The organism is Parvimonas sp. D2, assembly GCF_035282635.1.
In the GTDB taxonomy this organism is placed as follows: Bacteria; Bacillota; Clostridia; order Tissierellales; family Peptoniphilaceae; genus Parvimonas.
In genome coordinates this window covers 53342-70601 of sequence record NZ_JAYKBO010000004.1, presented here as the reverse complement: position 1 = coordinate 70601, position 17260 = coordinate 53342, and the positions used below count along the sequence as shown (strand labels likewise).

At 35.2% G+C, this 17260-nt stretch carries 16 protein-coding genes, 1 pseudogene and 1 CRISPR repeat array; all 17 genes and pseudogenes read right to left on the bottom strand.

Features of this window, described 5'->3' with window-relative positions:
* Nucleotides 1-16 precede the first annotated feature (16 nt).
* Complete coding sequence (locus tag VJI77_RS05530; protein ID WP_014262670.1) at nt 17-1729, bottom strand: DNA topoisomerase 3; 1713 nt, start codon at nt 1727-1729, stop codon at nt 17-19.
* Between the two features lie 91 nt (nt 1730-1820).
* Nucleotides 1821-2678, bottom strand: coding sequence for a CD1107 family mobile element protein (locus VJI77_RS05525; protein ID WP_001860228.1), 858 nt, complete (start codon nt 2676-2678; stop codon nt 1821-1823).
* A complete protein-coding gene (locus tag VJI77_RS05520; RefSeq protein ID WP_000711919.1) occupies nt 2656-2892 on the bottom strand; it encodes a hypothetical protein in 237 nt (78 codons plus the stop codon). The genes VJI77_RS05525 and VJI77_RS05520 overlap by 23 nt, the downstream gene beginning before the upstream one ends.
* Nucleotides 2893-2909: 17 nt before the next feature.
* Nucleotides 2910-5204 (bottom strand): C40 family peptidase, encoded by a 2295-nt coding sequence (locus VJI77_RS05515; RefSeq protein WP_000412442.1) that lies wholly within the window; start codon nt 5202-5204, stop codon nt 2910-2912.
* A 6-nt stretch (nt 5205-5210) separates the two neighbouring features.
* The gene (locus tag VJI77_RS05510) at nt 5211-7640 is read right to left on the bottom strand and encodes a VirB4-like conjugal transfer ATPase, CD1110 family (protein ID WP_041250824.1); all 2430 of its coding nucleotides are present in this window, start codon (nt 7638-7640) and stop codon (nt 5211-5213) included.
* A complete protein-coding gene (locus tag VJI77_RS05505) occupies nt 7552-7941 on the bottom strand; it encodes a PrgI family protein (RefSeq protein WP_000332202.1) in 390 nt (129 codons plus the stop codon). The genes VJI77_RS05510 and VJI77_RS05505 overlap by 89 nt, the downstream gene beginning before the upstream one ends.
* 3 nt (nt 7942-7944) lie before the next feature.
* Entirely contained in the window at nt 7945-8208 is a 264-nt protein-coding gene (locus VJI77_RS05500) for a hypothetical protein (protein ID WP_000746438.1), read from the bottom strand.
* A 19-nt stretch (nt 8209-8227) separates the two neighbouring features.
* Nucleotides 8228-9091: a VirB6/TrbL-like conjugal transfer protein, CD1112 family gene (locus VJI77_RS05495; RefSeq protein ID WP_000466911.1), complete on the bottom strand. Its 864-nt coding sequence runs from the start codon at nt 9089-9091 to the stop codon at nt 8228-8230.
* Nucleotides 9092-9110: 19 nt separating this feature from the next.
* Nucleotides 9111-9326, bottom strand: a complete 216-nt coding sequence (locus tag VJI77_RS05490; RefSeq protein ID WP_000394207.1) for a Maff2 family mobile element protein — start codon at nt 9324-9326, stop codon at nt 9111-9113.
* A 1-nt stretch (nt 9327) separates the two neighbouring features.
* A complete protein-coding gene (locus VJI77_RS05485) occupies nt 9328-9639 on the bottom strand; it encodes a single-stranded DNA-binding protein (RefSeq protein WP_323988580.1) in 312 nt (103 codons plus the stop codon).
* Between the two features lie 166 nt (nt 9640-9805).
* Nucleotides 9806-11590 (bottom strand): VirD4-like conjugal transfer protein, CD1115 family, encoded by a 1785-nt coding sequence (locus VJI77_RS05475; RefSeq protein ID WP_014262673.1) that lies wholly within the window; start codon nt 11588-11590, stop codon nt 9806-9808.
* Nucleotides 11580-12310, bottom strand: a pseudogene (locus VJI77_RS05470) (BRO family protein). Before VJI77_RS05470 ends, VJI77_RS05475 begins: the two are co-directional and overlap by 11 nt.
* Nucleotides 12307-12792, bottom strand: a complete 486-nt coding sequence (locus VJI77_RS05465; protein ID WP_001860223.1) for a PcfB family protein — start codon at nt 12790-12792, stop codon at nt 12307-12309. The pseudogene VJI77_RS05470 and the gene VJI77_RS05465 overlap by 4 nt, the downstream one beginning before the upstream one ends.
* A gap of 2 nt (nt 12793-12794) precedes the next feature.
* Entirely contained in the window at nt 12795-13823 is a 1029-nt protein-coding gene (locus tag VJI77_RS05460; RefSeq protein WP_000063201.1) for a DUF6017 domain-containing protein, read from the bottom strand.
* Between the two features lie 89 nt (nt 13824-13912).
* Complete coding sequence (locus VJI77_RS05455; protein WP_001267197.1) at nt 13913-14197, bottom strand: CD1845 family protein; 285 nt, start codon at nt 14195-14197, stop codon at nt 13913-13915.
* Between the two features lie 165 nt (nt 14198-14362).
* Nucleotides 14363-15255: direct repeats of the CRISPR family, unit length 30 nt; unit sequence ATTTACATTACAGTATGTTTCTATTTAAAC.
* 191 nt (nt 15256-15446) lie between these two features.
* Nucleotides 15447-16265: a hypothetical protein gene (locus VJI77_RS05450; protein ID WP_323988579.1), complete on the bottom strand. Its 819-nt coding sequence runs from the start codon at nt 16263-16265 to the stop codon at nt 15447-15449.
* A 1-nt stretch (nt 16266) separates the two neighbouring features.
* Nucleotides 16267-17256 carry a CRISPR-associated protein Csm4 gene (locus VJI77_RS05445; protein WP_323988578.1) on the bottom strand — a complete coding sequence of 330 codons (990 nt, stop codon included), beginning with the start codon at nt 17254-17256 and terminating at the stop codon, nt 16267-16269.
* Between the last annotated feature and the right edge of the window lie 4 nt (nt 17257-17260).

Sequence of the window (17260 nt, the reverse complement as noted above, 5' to 3'; positions counted from 1 at the left end):
CTAATATTCATTTTTCCTATTCATTCTTCTGGTGTTCCTCTACCGTATGTTTTATCTGTTCCTCAATCTTTTCTAAAAATTCTTTTTTGGAAGATTTGCCCTGTGCTATTTCAGACAATTCCATTTCCCACTGTGCCGTCATTTCTGCTGATTTGAAGTTATCTACGACAATCTCAATCAGGCTTTTTCCTTTCGGTGTTGCAATCAGATTCTTCTTATCTCGTTCAATAAATTCTTTGTAAATCAGATTTTCAATAATGCCTGCTCTTGTTGCCGGTGTTCCAAGTCCTTCTCTTTCCACTTCAACACCTTTTTCCAATGCATCATTACCTGCAAGCTCCATAGCTTTTAAGAGTGTGTCCTCCGTAAAGTGTTTCGGAGGTTTAGTGTACTTTTCTTTAATCTCTTTATTTTCAATGATAATAACATCTCCAATGCTTACATCAGGAAGCTCCAAATCCTCATTCTTATTGAACTTGTATTCTTTAAGATATTTTGTAAAGCCCTCGTCCTTAATAACCTTACCAGTACTCGTAAATTGAAAGCCGTCAAATTCAGCTACAATCTTCGTTGTATTTTCCACTAAAGGATAGCCCACACTTGCATGGAGCTTATTAGAAATCAGTCGATATACCTTTGCTTCACTCTCAGGAATACCCGATAAATCTTCACTCAGTGAGCTTACTGTAGGAATAATCGCATGATGATCCGTAACCTTTTTTGAGTTAAACACCGTCTTGATACGACCTGTATCAAAGTCATTTTTGCCCAAAATATTATTGACGGTACTTGTAATCATATCTTCAGTAAGGCATCTGCTGTCTGTTCTTGGATAGGTAATCAGCTTCTTTTCATACAAACTTTGAGCATAGTCGAGAGTTTGCTTTGCAGAATATCCAAAATACTTATTGCACTCTCTTTGAAGTGTCGTAAGGTCAAATGGTAAATCAGGCTTTGTAATTTTCTCTTTTTGGATAACATCAGTGATTTCAATCTTATCGCCAACTAAATTGATTAGCTGTTCAGCAGCAACCTCATCATCAATTCGCTCAGTCGAAAGTATAAAGCCGTTCATAGATAGCTCCACTGTGTAGTATTTATCTTTCTTAAAATTAGTTATCTCGTCATCTCTTTTTACAATCATGGCAAGAGTCGGTGTCTGTACTCTCCCAACACTGTAATTTTGCTTATATAAGCAAGAGTATAGCCTGCTGATGTTCATTCCAACAAGCCAGTCGGCAACCGCTCTTGCTTGAGCCGATTCAAAGAGATTATCATAGTCTTTTCCGTCTTTTAGCTTATCAAAGCCGTCTTTAATTGCACTATCTTCCATGGAGGAAATCCAAAGCCTTTTCATCTTCTTTTTACAGCTTGCCTGAAGATATACAAGTCTAAAGATTGCTTCTCCCTCTCGTCCGGCATCGCAGGCATTGATAACAGTATCAATCGCCTTATCATTCATCAGTTTTTTTAGGACTGCAAACTGCTTCTTTGTTGCCTTTGCCACTTCATACTGATATTCACTTGGAATAATCGGCAAGTCATCAATCTTCCATTTGGCATACTTTTCATCGTAAGAATCGGGATTTGCCATTTGAATTAAATGCCCGACACACCAGCTTACTCTGTACCCGTTTCCCTCATAGTATCCGTCTTTTTTATTCTTTGCTCCTATTATCTTTGAGATTGATAATGCAACACTTGGCTTTTCAGCAATTACAAGTTTCATATATATTTTTCCTCCCGTTTTCAATATAAGAGGGCGAAAGATTTTCTCTCCTTCGCCCTGTGTTTTACAGCAAATAGTATCTTTTTTACTCCTAATCTTCTTCGCTGTCCTCTGTTTCATCTTCCAGTTCCTGATTTTCAACTTCTTCATTTTCCGTTTCTTCACTGCCTTCCGCTTCCGAGAAGAAATCATCATCTTCCTCGAAGGCTTCCAGTTCCTTATCTTCTTTCTTTTTTGCCACCTTAAAATAATAGCCTGCTCCCAATGCCCCCAAAGTTACAAGAGCAAGCAGGATATATGTTCCGGTGCTGCTTTTTTCTTCCTTTTTTTCAGGCTTTGCTTCTTCTTTCGGTTCGTCCTTTATGGGTTCTTCCTTAACTACTTCTTTCGGTTTTTCCTTGATTTCTACCATATTGAGCAGATCATCTTCCGAAACTTCGGTAAGAAGCATGACATTTTCTCCCTGTTCATCATGATTGATAATGAGATGAAAGGTCTTTCCGTTCTTGGTCTGAAAAGTAATAAACTGTCTGGCATCCGCAGAATATTTATCCGTTTCTTTGTTATCGCTACTATCTCCATGATGAATGGGATACTCCTGATTGGCATTATTTACATTCTCCGTAACACTTGCCCTTGATTTGGTAGGCTCGGTCGGAATCCCTTTATTGGTATTGGTTGTTTCTCCGTTTGAAACCATTTTTTGCTTTAAATTCTCCGGCTCTTTTGCAGTCAATTTATTGGGATAACGCACTTCTTTTTCTTCTTCCTTTTTAATAACTGTAATTTCAGGTTTTTTCGGTTCTTCCTTTACTGTTTCCTTTGCTGCTTCTTTTTCATCAACTTGTGCATAGGCTACCGATGGGTAAGCTGCCAAAATGACCGTAACAGCAAGAAGTAATGCTGTCATTAACCTTGTAAATACCTTATTTTTCATAACTGTTCTCATTTGTTTTCTCCTTTTTCATTTCCGTTTGTTCCTTTTTAACCTTTGCCATTAAATCTGTAATTGTGATATTGTTTTTTCTGCAAATGGCAATAATCTCCTCATTTTCAAGTTCTTCTTCACGAATCAATAAAGGCTCCAATTCTTCATCAATCAGAGCCTTTTTATCCTTTAACTTTTGAATTTTGTTTTTCACTGCTGTAAGTTCTTTTTTCACATTTTACCGTCCTTTCTTTACTTGACTCTGCCGAAGCCGTAGAAATGCTCCCTCCAGTAAGGTGTATTGATACTGACAAAGCGAATCGGATCGCCTGCATGAATCATCATACCGTTTCCTGCATAAATGCCGACATGAGAAATAGGGGAGCCGCTGTCATAGGTGTTCTTAAAGAAGATAATATCTCCCGCCTTTGCTTCACTTGGAGATACGGGATTGCAGTAAGTTTTGTATATTCCCCAAGCGGTTGTTCGTGGCATATTCTTGACACCCGAATGGGTAAAACTCCAGCACACAAAGGACGAACAGTCGAAGTTATTCGGCCCGTTCGCCCCAAATACATATCTCTTTCCGATATGCTTTTCCGCTTCGTTAAACAGTGCCTTCACCGTTACATCGTCAAAGGCAATTCCCGGATTTGAAAAGTCGGGATTGTCTACAATCTCCGATAAATTTCCGTTTCCGCTTCCAAAGACAGTTTCCATGTTTCCCTTAGAGGCAAGCAAGGCTTCATAGTGAAGAACATTATCGGGATACTCTGCGAAGATTTCTCTTACGATACTGTCCATTTCCCTTTTCTTCAGTGTTACTATGAGCTTCTTATACTCATAAGCTTCTTCATGACTTTCGGTATGCTCATTGCCATCTTCATCGGTATATGTTTCCGTAACCGTCCTGTATCTGATTTCAATTTCTTCTCGATAAGATAAATCATACATCTTTGTAAAAATGTCATGGATGATACTTTGAACTTCCTTTGAATCCTTAATTTCTCCACATCTTGAAGTGATGTAGGATAAAAGCTCATGGGTGTTGTGTCCGATTTCTCCCTCTTTTTCTATGAGATATTCATCATAGCCGGGATAATTTTCTTCTACGGAACTGATTTCATCTTGCAGACCTTCTTCCAATCCCGAAAACTGTTGATTGATTTCACTTAGTACATTTTGGTCGGAAAGATAGGTTGTAGTTAATACGCCGCTTGTAGAGTTTATCATTCCGGTCATGGAGGTGCCTGCAAATTGAATGATAAAAGTCCCCAAAATAATAAGACCTATGACAATCATCATAAGTCCCTTTGCTTTTCGTATCAGCATTTCTTTGGAGCTTTTCAGTGTTCCGATCAGACTTTCTTTGATACGATCTCTAAGCCTTGATTTATTTCGTTTCCCAATAGCGGATTTCATCTGCTTTTTCTTTTGAAACTTCTTAAAAGCATTTGCTTGCTTATATTCCTTTGTTTTCTTTAATTCCTCTTTGGCTTCCCGAAACTCCAATTTTGATTTACGCTTTCGTATCTTGTAATCTTTTTTGCTTAGGTTATAGCTTTTTTTAGCCTTTTTCTTATCGGCATAGTTTTTTATCCCATGAAGTAATTTTGAATTGCCGTCTGCAATCTTTTCTCCGGTTTCCACACCCTGATTTTCATCACTGCCATGGGATAGGTAATCCCTTACCGCTTCACTTCCTTTTGCTAAACCTGACAGAACAGATCCCTTTGCAGACTTTTTCTTTTCTCTGCCCTGAATCATCTCTTTGGAAGACTTTTTCCCTTCCGTCTTATCGTCTGCGTGATTGTCTTCCTTTTTCCTTGTATAGACCTTATCCGAATAGTTTTTTCGTTTATACAGCTTCTTTTGAGCATTGTGCTTTTTGTTAGAGTGTTCCGTTATACCTTCTTTGGTATGAAGATTATCTTCCACATCATAAGTCGATTCAAAATAGTCGCTGTCTCTAAAGTCATTGTCATACCTGTCGATGATACCATCATTATCAAGGTCTTTTCCCAAAGGATCGTAGATTTCTTCATTTTGACTGTACTTTCCTTCCGTTCTTAACTCTTTTCTGACTTTTTCAGCCATTTTTCTTTTCTTTAAAAGCTCGGCTTTTTGTTCTTCAAAGGAGATTTCCTTTTCTGTTTTTATGCTTTTCGGTGCAGAAACTATCTCATCGGCTATTGTTTCATCATTTGCAAGGGAAGTAAAAACACTGTTTTCATCGCCGGAGACAAGAGGGGATTTATTATCTTCTTTTGAGGTATCTGTTTCCTTGTCTTTTACAACATTTTTAAGCTGTTTCACCTTTCTTTTGGAACTTCCTTGCAAAAGCTCATTCTTGGAATTTCTTTTGCTTTCCTTTTCGTGGATCTTATCCTGAAATCGGTCTTTCTCGTGAATAATTTTCCCTCGGTAATCATCGCCATGCTTTAATTTACCGGCTTCATCCGCATCCATATATTCTTTCCCTAACAGTTTTGCTTCCTCTTTGATTTTCTGCCTTTCCTTAAAATCTCGCCTTAATTTCTTTTCCACAAGCTATCACCTCACTTCTTCCGGTTTCGTTGTCATCTTCTGGTAAAGAATGGTATCTTTCGGGAACTTATCAATAAAGGGAACGATGGTGTTTCCGAAGAATAACAGTCCTTCTCCCGCATTGGAATTGGTAACATATTTAAGCTGCGGTTTGGAAATTTTCAGTTTTCTTGCCAAGATTTCCCGATCTCCTGACGCTTGATTGAGCATTAAGACAAAGTCCGTATTATCAAAGATATTTTCTATCTCCTTACTCATCAGTAGGTCTTTGACATTCTGCGTGATGCCGGTCGGAATTCCTCCCCATTTTCTGAAACGCTTCCATATTTCTACGGAGTAGGAAGCGGTCTGTTCTTCTTTTAGAAGCAAGTGAAACTCATCGATGTAATACCTTGTTGCCTTATTTCCTCTATTTTGAGATACCTTATTCCAAACCTGATCCTGAATCACAAGCATTCCGATTTTTTTAAGCTGACTGCCCAGTTCCTTGATGTCAAAACAAAGGAGCTGCTTATTTAAGTCCACATTGGACTGATGGTTAAATACATTAAGAGAGCCTGTTACATAGATCTCCATCTCCGTTGCCAGTTTTTTTCCGACCTTTTCTTCTTGATTTTTTAACATATCGTATAGATCTTGTAAGATAGGCATGTTTTTCGGTTCAGGTTCGTTAAAATACTTCTCATAAATCTTAGGTAAGCACCTGTCTATAACCGACTTTTCCTCTGCTGTCAGTCCGCTTCCTCCAACGACAAGTTCAAGCATAGACATGATGAAGTTTGCCTTGTCTTTTAACGGTGTATCTCCATCGCCGTAGTTCATATTGATGTCAAGGGGATTGAGGTAATCCTTTGATTTACTGCTAACCTTAATGACTTCTCCGTTAAACTGACGCACAAGATTGCCATATTCGCCCTCCGGATCGCAGATGATGACATCATCATCCGTTACCAAAATCGCATTTGCCATTTCACGCTTTGCACTAAAGGACTTACCGCTTCCGGGTGTTCCTAAGATTAACCCATTGGGATTCTTTAATTTCTTTCGATCCGCCATAATCAGGTTATGGCTTAGTGCATTCAGTCCGTAGTATAAGCTGTTGCTTGAATTTATGAAAAGCTCCTCTGTGGTAAACGGTATAAAGACGGCTGTTGATGAGGAAGTTAAGCCTCTGTTAATCTCCAGCTTATTCACGCCAAGAGGAAGTACGCTTACAAGTCCCTGTTCCTGTGCATGATCAAGTCTTTTTAATTTGCAGTTGTGCTTATTGGCAATAGAGCTGATTTGTGCAATGGCGTTTTCCAGTTTCTGTACTGTCCTTGCAAAGTTCATAAAGATAATGGTTACGACAAACATACGCTCATCTCTTGTCTGCAAGTCTTTGAGTAGGCTTTTCACATCTTCACCATAGGTAATTAGGTCTGAGGGTAAAATGTCCATATCATAACCCGCTCTTACCGCCTTTTTGTTTTCCTCAATTCGCATTTTGTCGATGTCGGTATTTTTTCGTTTTACCATCTTAATGGCTTCCGACTGCTCGATCGCCTTGATATGAAAGGAAATATTGATGTTATCATCAATATCCAAAAACTCGGCAAGCATACGGTCTGAAAGTTCACTGGCAAGGATTTGAAAATGGCTTATCGCTCCGATAAACTTCCCGAACTTAAAGTATCTACTCGGTGTAAAGTTAAATTCATCAGGCGTAATGTAGCTTTTGGTGCTTTCTTTTTTCTTTAGGTCTTTGTAGGAAAACTCAAAGGTCTTGCCCGGATTTAATACATCGTGAAGGATTTTCAGCCTTTCTTCTCCATTTAGGCTTTCTGCACGCACGCCCATACTTTTTAGGGAAGATAAGATGTCAATCTCCAGTCTTTCCAGTTTTGAGATTGCCTGCTCCATATTGTCCGCTTCGACGGTAAAAGTAATATACTTTGATTTTCTAAGCCCGTTATTTCCCTTTACAATCTGATTTTTTAGCATCTCTCGAAACTCAAGGCGTATCTCGTCAAAGCCGTCTTTTTTATCCGGTATCTGAATTGCCGACTGCATTTCTTCGTTTCTGCCAAGCTGATTGATATACGAAAGCTCAATCTTGACACTCGGATCAAAGGAATTTAAGAAGTTGGCAAACTGATTAAAAATAAGGTCTCGATCTTCCTCTAAGGCAAGCTGATAGTTAATATCTTCAAAGGCTATGCTTTTACTGAAGTGTTTTTCATCACTCTGGCATATCCCGCTTTTCAACATTCTAAGATAGGGAAGGGTATCTTCTACAGTATGGCGTTTCGGCTCTTTCTTAAAGATAAGGCTCAAAAATCCGTCTTTCTTTTTTTTCATCTTTGTTTTATCTTGCTTTAATTCCTGTTTCTCCTTTCTTAACGCCTTTTCGTTTTGCATGAGCTTTAGCTGCTGAATTTTTCTTTTGCTGTTCAAGGTAAACCTCCTTTCTCACACGCTTTTGCGGTTGGTAAAACTTGTGTAAATAGATATACTTAAAATATTTTTCAAAGGTCAGTCCGTCTTTTTCAAACAGTGTAATGAAAAAAATGGGAAGTGTAGACACGATGAGAAATAGAATCGCTATATCATTTGCTACAAACTTTCTCATAAATAAATAGACCGGTATTCCTACCAGCCCTGCGAGAGTAAATCCGATCAGCTGTCTTTTGGTTAAGTTAAAAGCGACCTTCGTTTTTACTTTCTTTAAGTCTTTCGGGATTGGTACATACGCCATGATTTACCTCCCATCTTCTTTTTCCTTTGACAGCTCCTCCATGTGTTCATATACGGAGCCGATTTCTTCCTGAATAATTGCAAGCTGTTCCTCTGTGCTTTGATTGATTCTTCCCTGCATCAGACAAAAATCATTATGACAATGTCCAACCTTGGTGATTCTTTTGTTTAGCTCTTTCATTTTTTTATGAACTCTGATTCTATCCATCACAAAGGCAATGCCTGTTACAAGAAGTGCTGCTTTCCATATTGTTTTTCTTTTCTTCATACTATCTTTCCTTTCTTTTTTAGTGTGCGTTTAATACACTTTTTGCCAGTGTTCCGCTTTTTAACATCATCAGTCCCAGCAAAATTGCATACCCGAGTATCGTAAAGGTACCGGTATGAATGTCTGTAATCTGTATTGTCTTAACTAATACTGCGTAAATTCCAAGGCAAACCATTAAAAAGAGTCCTTGCAGTCCAAGGGCAAATAGTCCTTTAATGTAGTTTGTTCCGATCTGTCCCCATTCTTTGTTTCCCATTGTCGCAAACGGTATGGCTGAAACCGATGAGTAAACATAGATTTCAAACATTCTTCCGTAAACAACAAGCATGATAACAATGGAGATTCCCTGTATGGCAACTTTAATGAGTGAGGTCTCAAAGAGAATCATAATGAGTTCTCCAAGCCCCTTGTCTTTTAAAGCTTCTACCATCTGAACAATTTGATCTCCAGAAACAACAGCAGAGGTGTTAATCACCCCCGCCGCTTTGTTTACCATACTTTGTGCCACATCAAAGACCGCCATTGAAAATTCAAAGGCATGAGATACTAACCATACAGCAATCCACATCTTGATGATGTATTTGAAAAAGTCAAAGGTGTCCGTATCGTGCATATTGTTCTTTTGCATGACCATATTGATGAGCTCAATACAAAGGACTGCCGTTATGATTAGTCCTGCAATGGGAATAATGACGGAGTCGTTAATACTCTTGATAAAGTTAAATACTTCTCCGTTCCATCCCATAGGAGTTTTTCCTACATCTGCTGCCACTTTCCCAACCTGATTGTTGATGTCAAGAAACATGGACTCTAAGTTTGCTTGGATACCGCCCAGTAGAAGCTCCTTGAAAAATTCTTCTATCTTGTCGAATATCCCAAACATTTCATCGCTCCTTTTCTTCCTACTTTAGTACATTGGCAAGAAGCGGAATGAGTTTTAAGCCGATAAGGACGATACCGCCTCCCGCCATCAATTGCTTCACGCCTTGGCTCTTTGCGCCGGGGTTGTCGTTCCCGTAACCTTCCATCAGGTTGATCACGCCCCACGCACCGAGTCCTGCTCCTACCGCCATTACCAATACTTTCAGTACATCTACTGCCTGTGTAAAAAATTCCATTTTATTCTTCCTCCTTGTTTTCTTTCTTTTCAATTTTGTTGTATGACTTTACTAAAAAGTTTTTGTAAGTCTTACCGTCTTTTTCACGCTCTTTGAAATATCCAAAGATATGAATGAGATCGCCTTTTACAAAGTCTTTCGCTGTTTCCACCTTTTCACCGTAAGAGGCACAGTTGATATATTCCTTGCCTTTCCCGTACTTCTTTACAAGTGCAAAATTAACGACTTCTACCGTTTCTCCGTCTTTTTCAAAACTTGAGAAAATAGGCTCTGCAACCAAGTTGGCATTGATGTTCATCATTTCCTGCTTCATATTTTTAATTTCTCCTTTTCTTTTCAATAAAAAAAGCGACTGAAAGTTTTATTTTCCAATCGCTGATGCTTTTGCTATTTAGTTTTTCCTTAGTGGGACTTCTTATCCTTATCATATTTCCTCCTGATTTTGAGTAATAAAAAAGCAGCAAATCTATTTTTTAGACTTACTGCATTCTTGTAATAACCGTATCTCTATTCAGTTTTGCTTTTCCTTTTCGCTTCATGTAGCTTTCAATATCAAACAAATTCTTCTTGTCATAGTCCTCCAAGAGCTTATAGTTCTTGTGTTTTGTAATGTCGAATTTATCCGATAGAAAAGGGCGGACGCCTCTAAGCTGAAAGATACATTTACCGCCGTCCATAACGGTTATTTCATCTTGGCTCATCAGCTCTTTACCGGTCTTTTGATAATTCAGCCCAAAACTCTTTTGATTCGATCTTGTTTCCGATGTGTTATATAGGTCGATGGTTTCTTTTCCCAGTGTTTCCGAAAGTTCTTTTAATGTTGTTTTCTCTTTTCCACCAAGAAACAAGGTACTATCACAGTTACCTACAATCGTGTCGGCATTATCTTTGTAGATTGCCTTTAACTGAGATTGTGCCTGCAATATAATACTTGCTGAAATCTCTCGGCTTCGGATTGTGGCAATCAGCTTTTCAAACTTTGGAATTAAGCCGATATTTGCAAACTCATCAAGTAGGCATCTTACATGAACTGGCAATCTTCCACCATATACATCATCGGCTTTATCACATAAAAGATTAAATAGCTGTGAGTACATAATTGATACCACAAAGTTAAAGGTATCATCGGTATCGGAGATAATAACAAAGAGGGCAGTCTTTCTATCTCCGAGTGTATCAAGCTCCAGTTCATCTTCTTTCATCAAGTCCCTAAGTTCCTGAATATCAAAGGGAGCAAGCCTTGCACCACAGCTAATCAATATACTTTTCGCTGTTTTTCCGGCAGCAAGTTTATATTTTCGGTATTGCTTCACTGCAAAGTGTGTAGGCTCTTTCTTTTCCAATGCTTCAAAGAGTCTGTCTATCGGATTCATGTATGTTTCGTCATCTTCTCTGACCTCAGACGCATCGATCATATCAAGGAGAGTTGCAAAGTTCTTTTCTTCTCTTGGAGCTTCATAGAAAATGTATCCGATAAGTGCTGTATAGTAAAGTTTCTCGGCTTTCACCCAAAAATCTTCACCTGCTTTTTCTCCCTCGCCCTTGGTGTTTGCAATGATTGTCTGTACCAATTTGAGTATGTCTTTTTCACTTCTAAGATAAGCAAAGGGATTGTATTTCATACTCTTTTTGAAGTTAATGGTGTTTAAGATTTTTATCTCATAGCCATTATCTTCAAGCATCTTGCCACACTCAAGAACTATCGTTCCTTTCGGATCGGTTACACAATAGCTGCTGTGCATTTGCATAAGGTTTGGTTTTACAAAAAATCTAGTCTTGCCACTTCCTGATCCGCCTATGACAAGTACATTCTTATTTCTTGCATACTTTGGATTCGACGGTCTGCCGTTCATGGTTAATCGTTCTGTTTGTGTTAGCAAGATATTGTTTTGAAACTTTTCATCCATGTACGGCTCGATGTCTTTTTTATTTCCCCATCTTGCCGAGCCGTACTCTTTCCCTTGTCTAAACTTTTTCGCATTTTTACCTTTGGTATAGATAATGAATTTAATTATAGCAGCAACTCCTATTCCTGTCAGTATATCCACCAAATAAATACTTGGGAGAAAACTCATTGTATTAAGCTCTAATATCCCCTGAAATATCCTGTCAATCACATCTCCACCGGTATAACTTCTCACATGATAGGAGAAGATGTTGCCAATATAGAAAAATGCAAGATAGGGAATGTTTTGTTTTACAAACTTTGCCTTATCTTGCACCTTAAATATGCCTTTGATGTCCTTTAATATTTTATCTATCACGAGTCTTTTCACCTCCAATAAAAAGTAATAAGTAGCTCCTGCCTTTCGGTGTTACAAAGGTCTGTATTCCGACCGCTTCGCTCCCTTCTTTGCACCATTCCTTTACTTCAAAATATCCTTTGTTGTTCTTGGCATAGGGTAGAAGTCTATTTTTCTTATCCCAACAAATAAGGTTCTGATCTATCAAAAACTGAATAAATACCTTTTGTGGGATATGAAGCTCTTTTGCTGTATTTCTGAAATTAGTAAGCATATGGTTATTCACCAGTTCATCAAAATACTTGGCTTTCGGCTCTAAATCTTCTATGATTTTTTCTTTTTCAGCAATCAGGTGATTGGCAAGGAGTACCGCATTTGCCAATATTTCTTCATTACTCATTTTTTTTGATTTTTGATATATCCGCCATTCTTACGAATACTCGGCAATACCTCTGTGGTTACCCATCTTTTAAAGTCCTTTGCCTGTGGTAACTTGGAAGATAGGATAAGAGAGTAAAGACCGGACTCGTTGATTATCGTAAATGACTGTCTACCACCAAGGGTGTCGTGTTTCACGACTCCCTTATCTTCTTCCGCAATGTGTCTTACCAAAGCATCTCTCGTGTTTGAATAGCCCAGTTTTTCGGCTACTTCTTTTCCGATAAAGAAAAACTCACCGTCTTTTTCCATTACAGTGAGTTTCCCGAATTCCATATTTTCAAATGTTATCAAACTGCTCATAAGCTCTGCTCCTTTTGTTTATTCGTAACTTTATCCTTAGAAACAGTATTTTTTGCCATCTCCTTAAACTTCTCAATATTTTTGTGAATGGACTCTTTCCTCTCAGCCTTTCTTTCTGATGTTGCAAGAGCATTTTTAAAGGCTTTCTCCATCATTTTCATATCTTTGGCTTGGAAAAATACGGAGTATTTGCCTGTTTCCTTATCTTTCATCACTGAAAACTTAACACCATATTTGTTAAGCTCTTTTTTCAGTTCCTTAAGCTCCGCTTCTTCTACCGGTATTTCTTCAAGCTGTCCTTTTTTCGCCATATCTTTGAGCTTGACTTCATTTCCGTTTACTTTAACGAGTTTTTCAAGCCCTCCCAGTTTCTCTGCTTCTTTTATCAGTTTTTTCAACAGATTTAAAAGAAGTTTTCCGGTTACTTTGGCAGCCTTAATCTCAAGGCTTAGTGTCTTTCTTGCAATTTCTTCGTTAATCACATTCAATATCCTCCTCTCATATCATAGCTTACAAGGGCAGAGTAATGTGCATCTATCCCACTTGGTGCATTATATGCTGCTGTTAGGACAAATGCTCTGATATTCCTAATCTTGTATTCATTTTCCTTAATAACATCTGACAGATACTCCAAATGCTCTGATTTAAGTTTTCTAAATCTTTCTTTTACTATATGTGCCGGAAGCTTCGTTTGATTGATTGTAACAAGCTCTCTATCATCAAGTATCATAATATCTGCCAGTATCTTTAATATCTCATCAAAGTCTTTAACTATAAATTTATTGCCCAACTCAAGATGTTCATAATAGCCTGTCTGTGTTCTTAACTCATCTAAGCAGTTCTGATATATATTTTTGTTTTCTATTTCCGCCTCTCCGTCCATCCTTTTTCTTGGTTCTGAATACTCGGCATCTATGACGGAATGATGGGTGGAATTATATGATGAAATATCTGTAGTAATCTTTGATGAATTATTTGTAGTATTCTCTGGTAATGGTTGGGGCATATTGCCATTTTGCATTGGCAGATTTTGCTCTGTTGCATTGGTGCAATCTGCACTTGTGCATTGGTGGATTTTGCACTTTTCCATTGGTGCATTTTGCCCTAATGCATTAGGCACAGCTTTTTCTAAGGCTTGTAATTCTTCTTTTTTCTTTTTGTTCTCAATTTCAATATAAAGTTCCTCCAGCTTTTCGGTATTTATGCTGTACCATTTTGTTTTATCTCTTGGATCTTTATTGTAGTTTCCTACGAGTAGAAAACCTGCCTTTTCCAACTTCGCAAAGGTTCTTTTTACAGTATCGAAACTCATATAGTCAAAATCTTTTTCCTGCCATGCTCTTATTGAGTTATATGTCCAATATCTTCCGTCACAGAAGTTATTGCCGGATTTCTTATTTATTTCTATCCAATAGTTTATTTGCTGTAAGATAAGAGCTTCATTTAAACCTATCTCTCTTGCCAATGTCTTATTTGCAACGATAGGTTGTTCATCAAATAAATACATACTCATCTAAAAGCTCTCCTTTCCATGATATTTTTTCACTAAAAAAGACGATAGTTTTTATCTATCGCCCTTGGTAACCATTTTTATGAAATTTTTTATATTGATTTTATGGCTTCATTGATTCCTTGTATAAAAGCTATAATTACAGTTCCTATCATCGGTATTCCGTAAGGACTTAGTAGAAATCCTATAATGAGTGCTTCTATTGCTGCTCTTGTGTTGTGTAGCATAAAGAATGAGCCTATGGCAACAAATACACACATCAGCATAAGCAAATATAGGATTGCTGTTCCTACGCTAAGCAAGAATGTTAAAAATGCAGTAAGAATACTTAACAGCAAGCTGATTGGAAATAAAATTATTTTTATTATCCATCTCATTTATTCTCCACCGCCTTTGCTAATGGAATAACTGACATAATGGTTTGAAATATTCTTTTACATATCATAAAAGCCTCCTTTTCGATATTTTGTTTGATTTTAAAAATAGGGATACAGTGCTGAAAGCTCCTATTTATCAAGCTTTTTCCTCTGTATCCCTATTATATCTCAAGCCCAGTATGTTTCTATTTAAACAAAGTGGAATAAAAACTTCTATGACGGATTCAAAAATATTTACATTACAGTATGTTTCTATTTAAACTAATTAAAATGAATAAAAAATTAGGAAAGCAATATAATTTACATTACAGTATGTTTCTATTTAAACTTGATTATAAAGGTGTTGTACCCAACTCATATCTTAATAATTTACATTACAGTATGTTTCTATTTAAACCATAACTTTAGCTATTCAAACGAAATTCAATGATAAAATTTACATTACAGTATGTTTCTATTTAAACGACAATTGATTTTAGACTTTTTGAAACACAAGTCAAATTTACATTACAGTATGTTGCTATTTAAACAAAATATCACCTATTATGTAATCAGCCTATATGGAAATTTACATTACAGTATGTTTCTATTTAACATCACAGACGCTTATATTATCAATTCTTTAAGAATATTTACATTACAGTATGTTGCTATTTAAACTATAGCATTAATGCTAACAAGTTTAATTTTAGTAGGTTGATTTACATTACAGTATGTTGCTATTTAAACCAAAATACAAATGTATATACTACAAATGCAACATTAATTTACATTACAGTATGTTTCTATTTAAACCAACTGACGAGAATGGATTTACTAAATTAGATGACATTTACATTACAGTATATTTCTATTTAAACAAATAATAACGTTGTGGAGTCTTTTCCAAATGATATTTACATTACAGTATGTTTCTATTTAAACGTGGAACACACGGGCAAATGGACAGACTAAAGATTAAATTTACATTACAGTATGTTTCTATTTAAACAATCCTGCAAGTGTAAATATACTTGATGAAAAGTTGAATTTACATTACAGTATGTTTCTATTTAAACAGGTAGTTCTATACATATTGAAAATACTACCATTAATAAGTCAATTCTGTCTATATATAAAATTTTTTACCCGAAACAGAATTGTTTGAAATTTTAACATTTTTTTAATCTGTCGAACCTCCAGTAAATTTTATATACTGAAGGTTGACAAATCATCTTTTTTAGTAATTTTACTATTTTTTAAAATATTCTCAATTTTCAATTTTTAGTTTTACAAGTCCATATGGAAGATATTTTTTATCTCCGATATCACATAAATAAAATCCACTTTTAATATCATCAATATTTATTTCACCATTAAGAGAATTTATTTTCCCTTTAAAGCCTCCTAAAAATAAAATGTATTCATCATCATTTATATTGTTTAATTCAGAATTTATATTATTTATAATCTTCTTTAATTCTTTAGATATTTCCAAATTAAATTCATAATTTACATTAGTTTTGTTATCAGTAATCTTTTCTATTACTATTTCTAACTTCCTCATATAGTTATTTAATTTTTCTATTATTTTATCTTTTAAGTCTTTTAGAATATCATCAAACTCTATATCTTCGTTTAAATCAATATAAAATTCATAAGATTTACCATTTTGTAAAGTTTCAATTCCTACATTTTCGAAAAATTTTTCAAATTTAATTTTAGCAGTTTCAGAATCTAAATATTGATATTTAAATAAATTTTCTAATGATATATCTGTTGGATTAATATTTATATCATTAAATAAAAGTGTTCTTTTTATATCATCTTCTTTTATACATCTTAAAATAGCTCCTTTTAAAGATGAGGCTGGAATATAATATTTAATATTTTCAATATTATTTTCCATCAATAAAGCTCTATTTGTATAGCTATAAAAAGGATATATCATATTAACTTCTTTTGAAATTTCTTTTCCATGATTATAATTTAGAAATGAATAATCTATATCTTTATATAAAGCTCCAGAATCTCTAGGTGATAATATTACTTTTGATATAGTGGTAAGTTTTAAATCTATTTTTTTCATATTATACCTCCAATGTTTCTAAATAAGAATTTCCAAATACGATTGCTTTATCATACATCAAATTATATTCATTAAGAATACACTTGCTCATACAAGTATATTCTGATTTTTCCTTAAGACTCAATACACTTCCTGCATTTAAAAATGAAATAAATGTATTAACTCCATCTGATAATTCAAATGGTTTTCGATGAGATGTAAATAATTCGAAGTATGATTTTTCAATATTAACTTTATCAAGATTAGGAAGTAACATTCCTAAATTTAAAAATTTTTCGTTTTTAGGATATTTTAAGATATCTTTTTGCTTTTTATCTTTCTTTTGCTTACTAAATTCTATATCTTTAATAACATAAGTATTATATCCATAACTAGCCTTATGCCCTAAATGACAATCTATATTTAATAAATTATCTCTGTTATTCAAATAATCAAATAAAATATTTCCTTTTTCAAGTTTTATAAGAAAACTATAATCTGATATAATATTTCCAAAATTATCTTGATATTTTACAATTGGGATAGAATATGCAATATTAGGAAATCCTGAAAGTTCTCTAACTTGACTTTCTATTTTAAATTTTTGAATAAAGGTATCTTCCTTTTTTATATAATTATAATTATCTAAATTTATGTTGTTGATATTTGTAGTAGTATTTTTGGTTAAGTTTATTAATTTTTTTAAATCTTCTCTTTTTATAAACTCTATATTCTTAATTTTTTCATACAACTTTTTATCATTAATACCAATATTTAACTTATCTAAAATATCTAAAATATAAGATTTCGGCATAGGTCTATAGTCTGTTGGAAATAGATTTGATATCATACATATACTTTCTTTTCTTTCTACAGATTCTACAAACTCTCCTATTTTTTCATCTGAATAAGACTCTTTTAATTTCCCCATTAAAAATCCAAATAGTTTTTGTGAATCCGGTAATAAAGTAATCTCACCTTTTCTTTTTAGTTTAAATTCAAAAATATACATTTTT

Bases quoted from the DNA above. Each gene is read 5' to 3' on its own strand.
- VJI77_RS05505 (WP_000332202.1), bottom strand. From the start codon at position 7,941: ATGGCGTATGTACCAATCCCGAAAGACTTAAAGAAAGTAAAAACGAAG.
- VJI77_RS05445 (WP_323988578.1), bottom strand. From the start codon at position 17,256: ATGTATATTTTTGAATTTAAACTAAAAAGAAAAGGTGAGATTACTTTA.
- VJI77_RS05485 (WP_323988580.1), bottom strand. From the start codon at position 9,639: ATGAAGCAGGAAATGATGAACATCAATGCCAACTTGGTTGCAGAGCCT.
- VJI77_RS05455 (WP_001267197.1), bottom strand. From the start codon at position 14,197: ATGAGATGGATAATAAAAATAATTTTATTTCCAATCAGCTTGCTGTTA.
- VJI77_RS05490 (WP_000394207.1), bottom strand. From the start codon at position 9,326: ATGGAATTTTTTACACAGGCAGTAGATGTACTGAAAGTATTGGTAATG.
- VJI77_RS05495 (WP_000466911.1), bottom strand. From the start codon at position 9,091: ATGTTTGGGATATTCGACAAGATAGAAGAATTTTTCAAGGAGCTTCTA.
- VJI77_RS05500 (WP_000746438.1), bottom strand. From the start codon at position 8,208: ATGAAGAAAAGAAAAACAATATGGAAAGCAGCACTTCTTGTAACAGGC.
- VJI77_RS05530 (WP_014262670.1), bottom strand. From the start codon at position 1,729: ATGAAACTTGTAATTGCTGAAAAGCCAAGTGTTGCATTATCAATCTCA.
- VJI77_RS05525 (WP_001860228.1), bottom strand. From the start codon at position 2,678: ATGAGAACAGTTATGAAAAATAAGGTATTTACAAGGTTAATGACAGCA.
- VJI77_RS05460 (WP_000063201.1), bottom strand. From the start codon at position 13,823: ATGAGTATGTATTTATTTGATGAACAACCTATCGTTGCAAATAAGACA.
- VJI77_RS05450 (WP_323988579.1), bottom strand. From the start codon at position 16,265: ATGAAAAAAATAGATTTAAAACTTACCACTATATCAAAAGTAATATTA.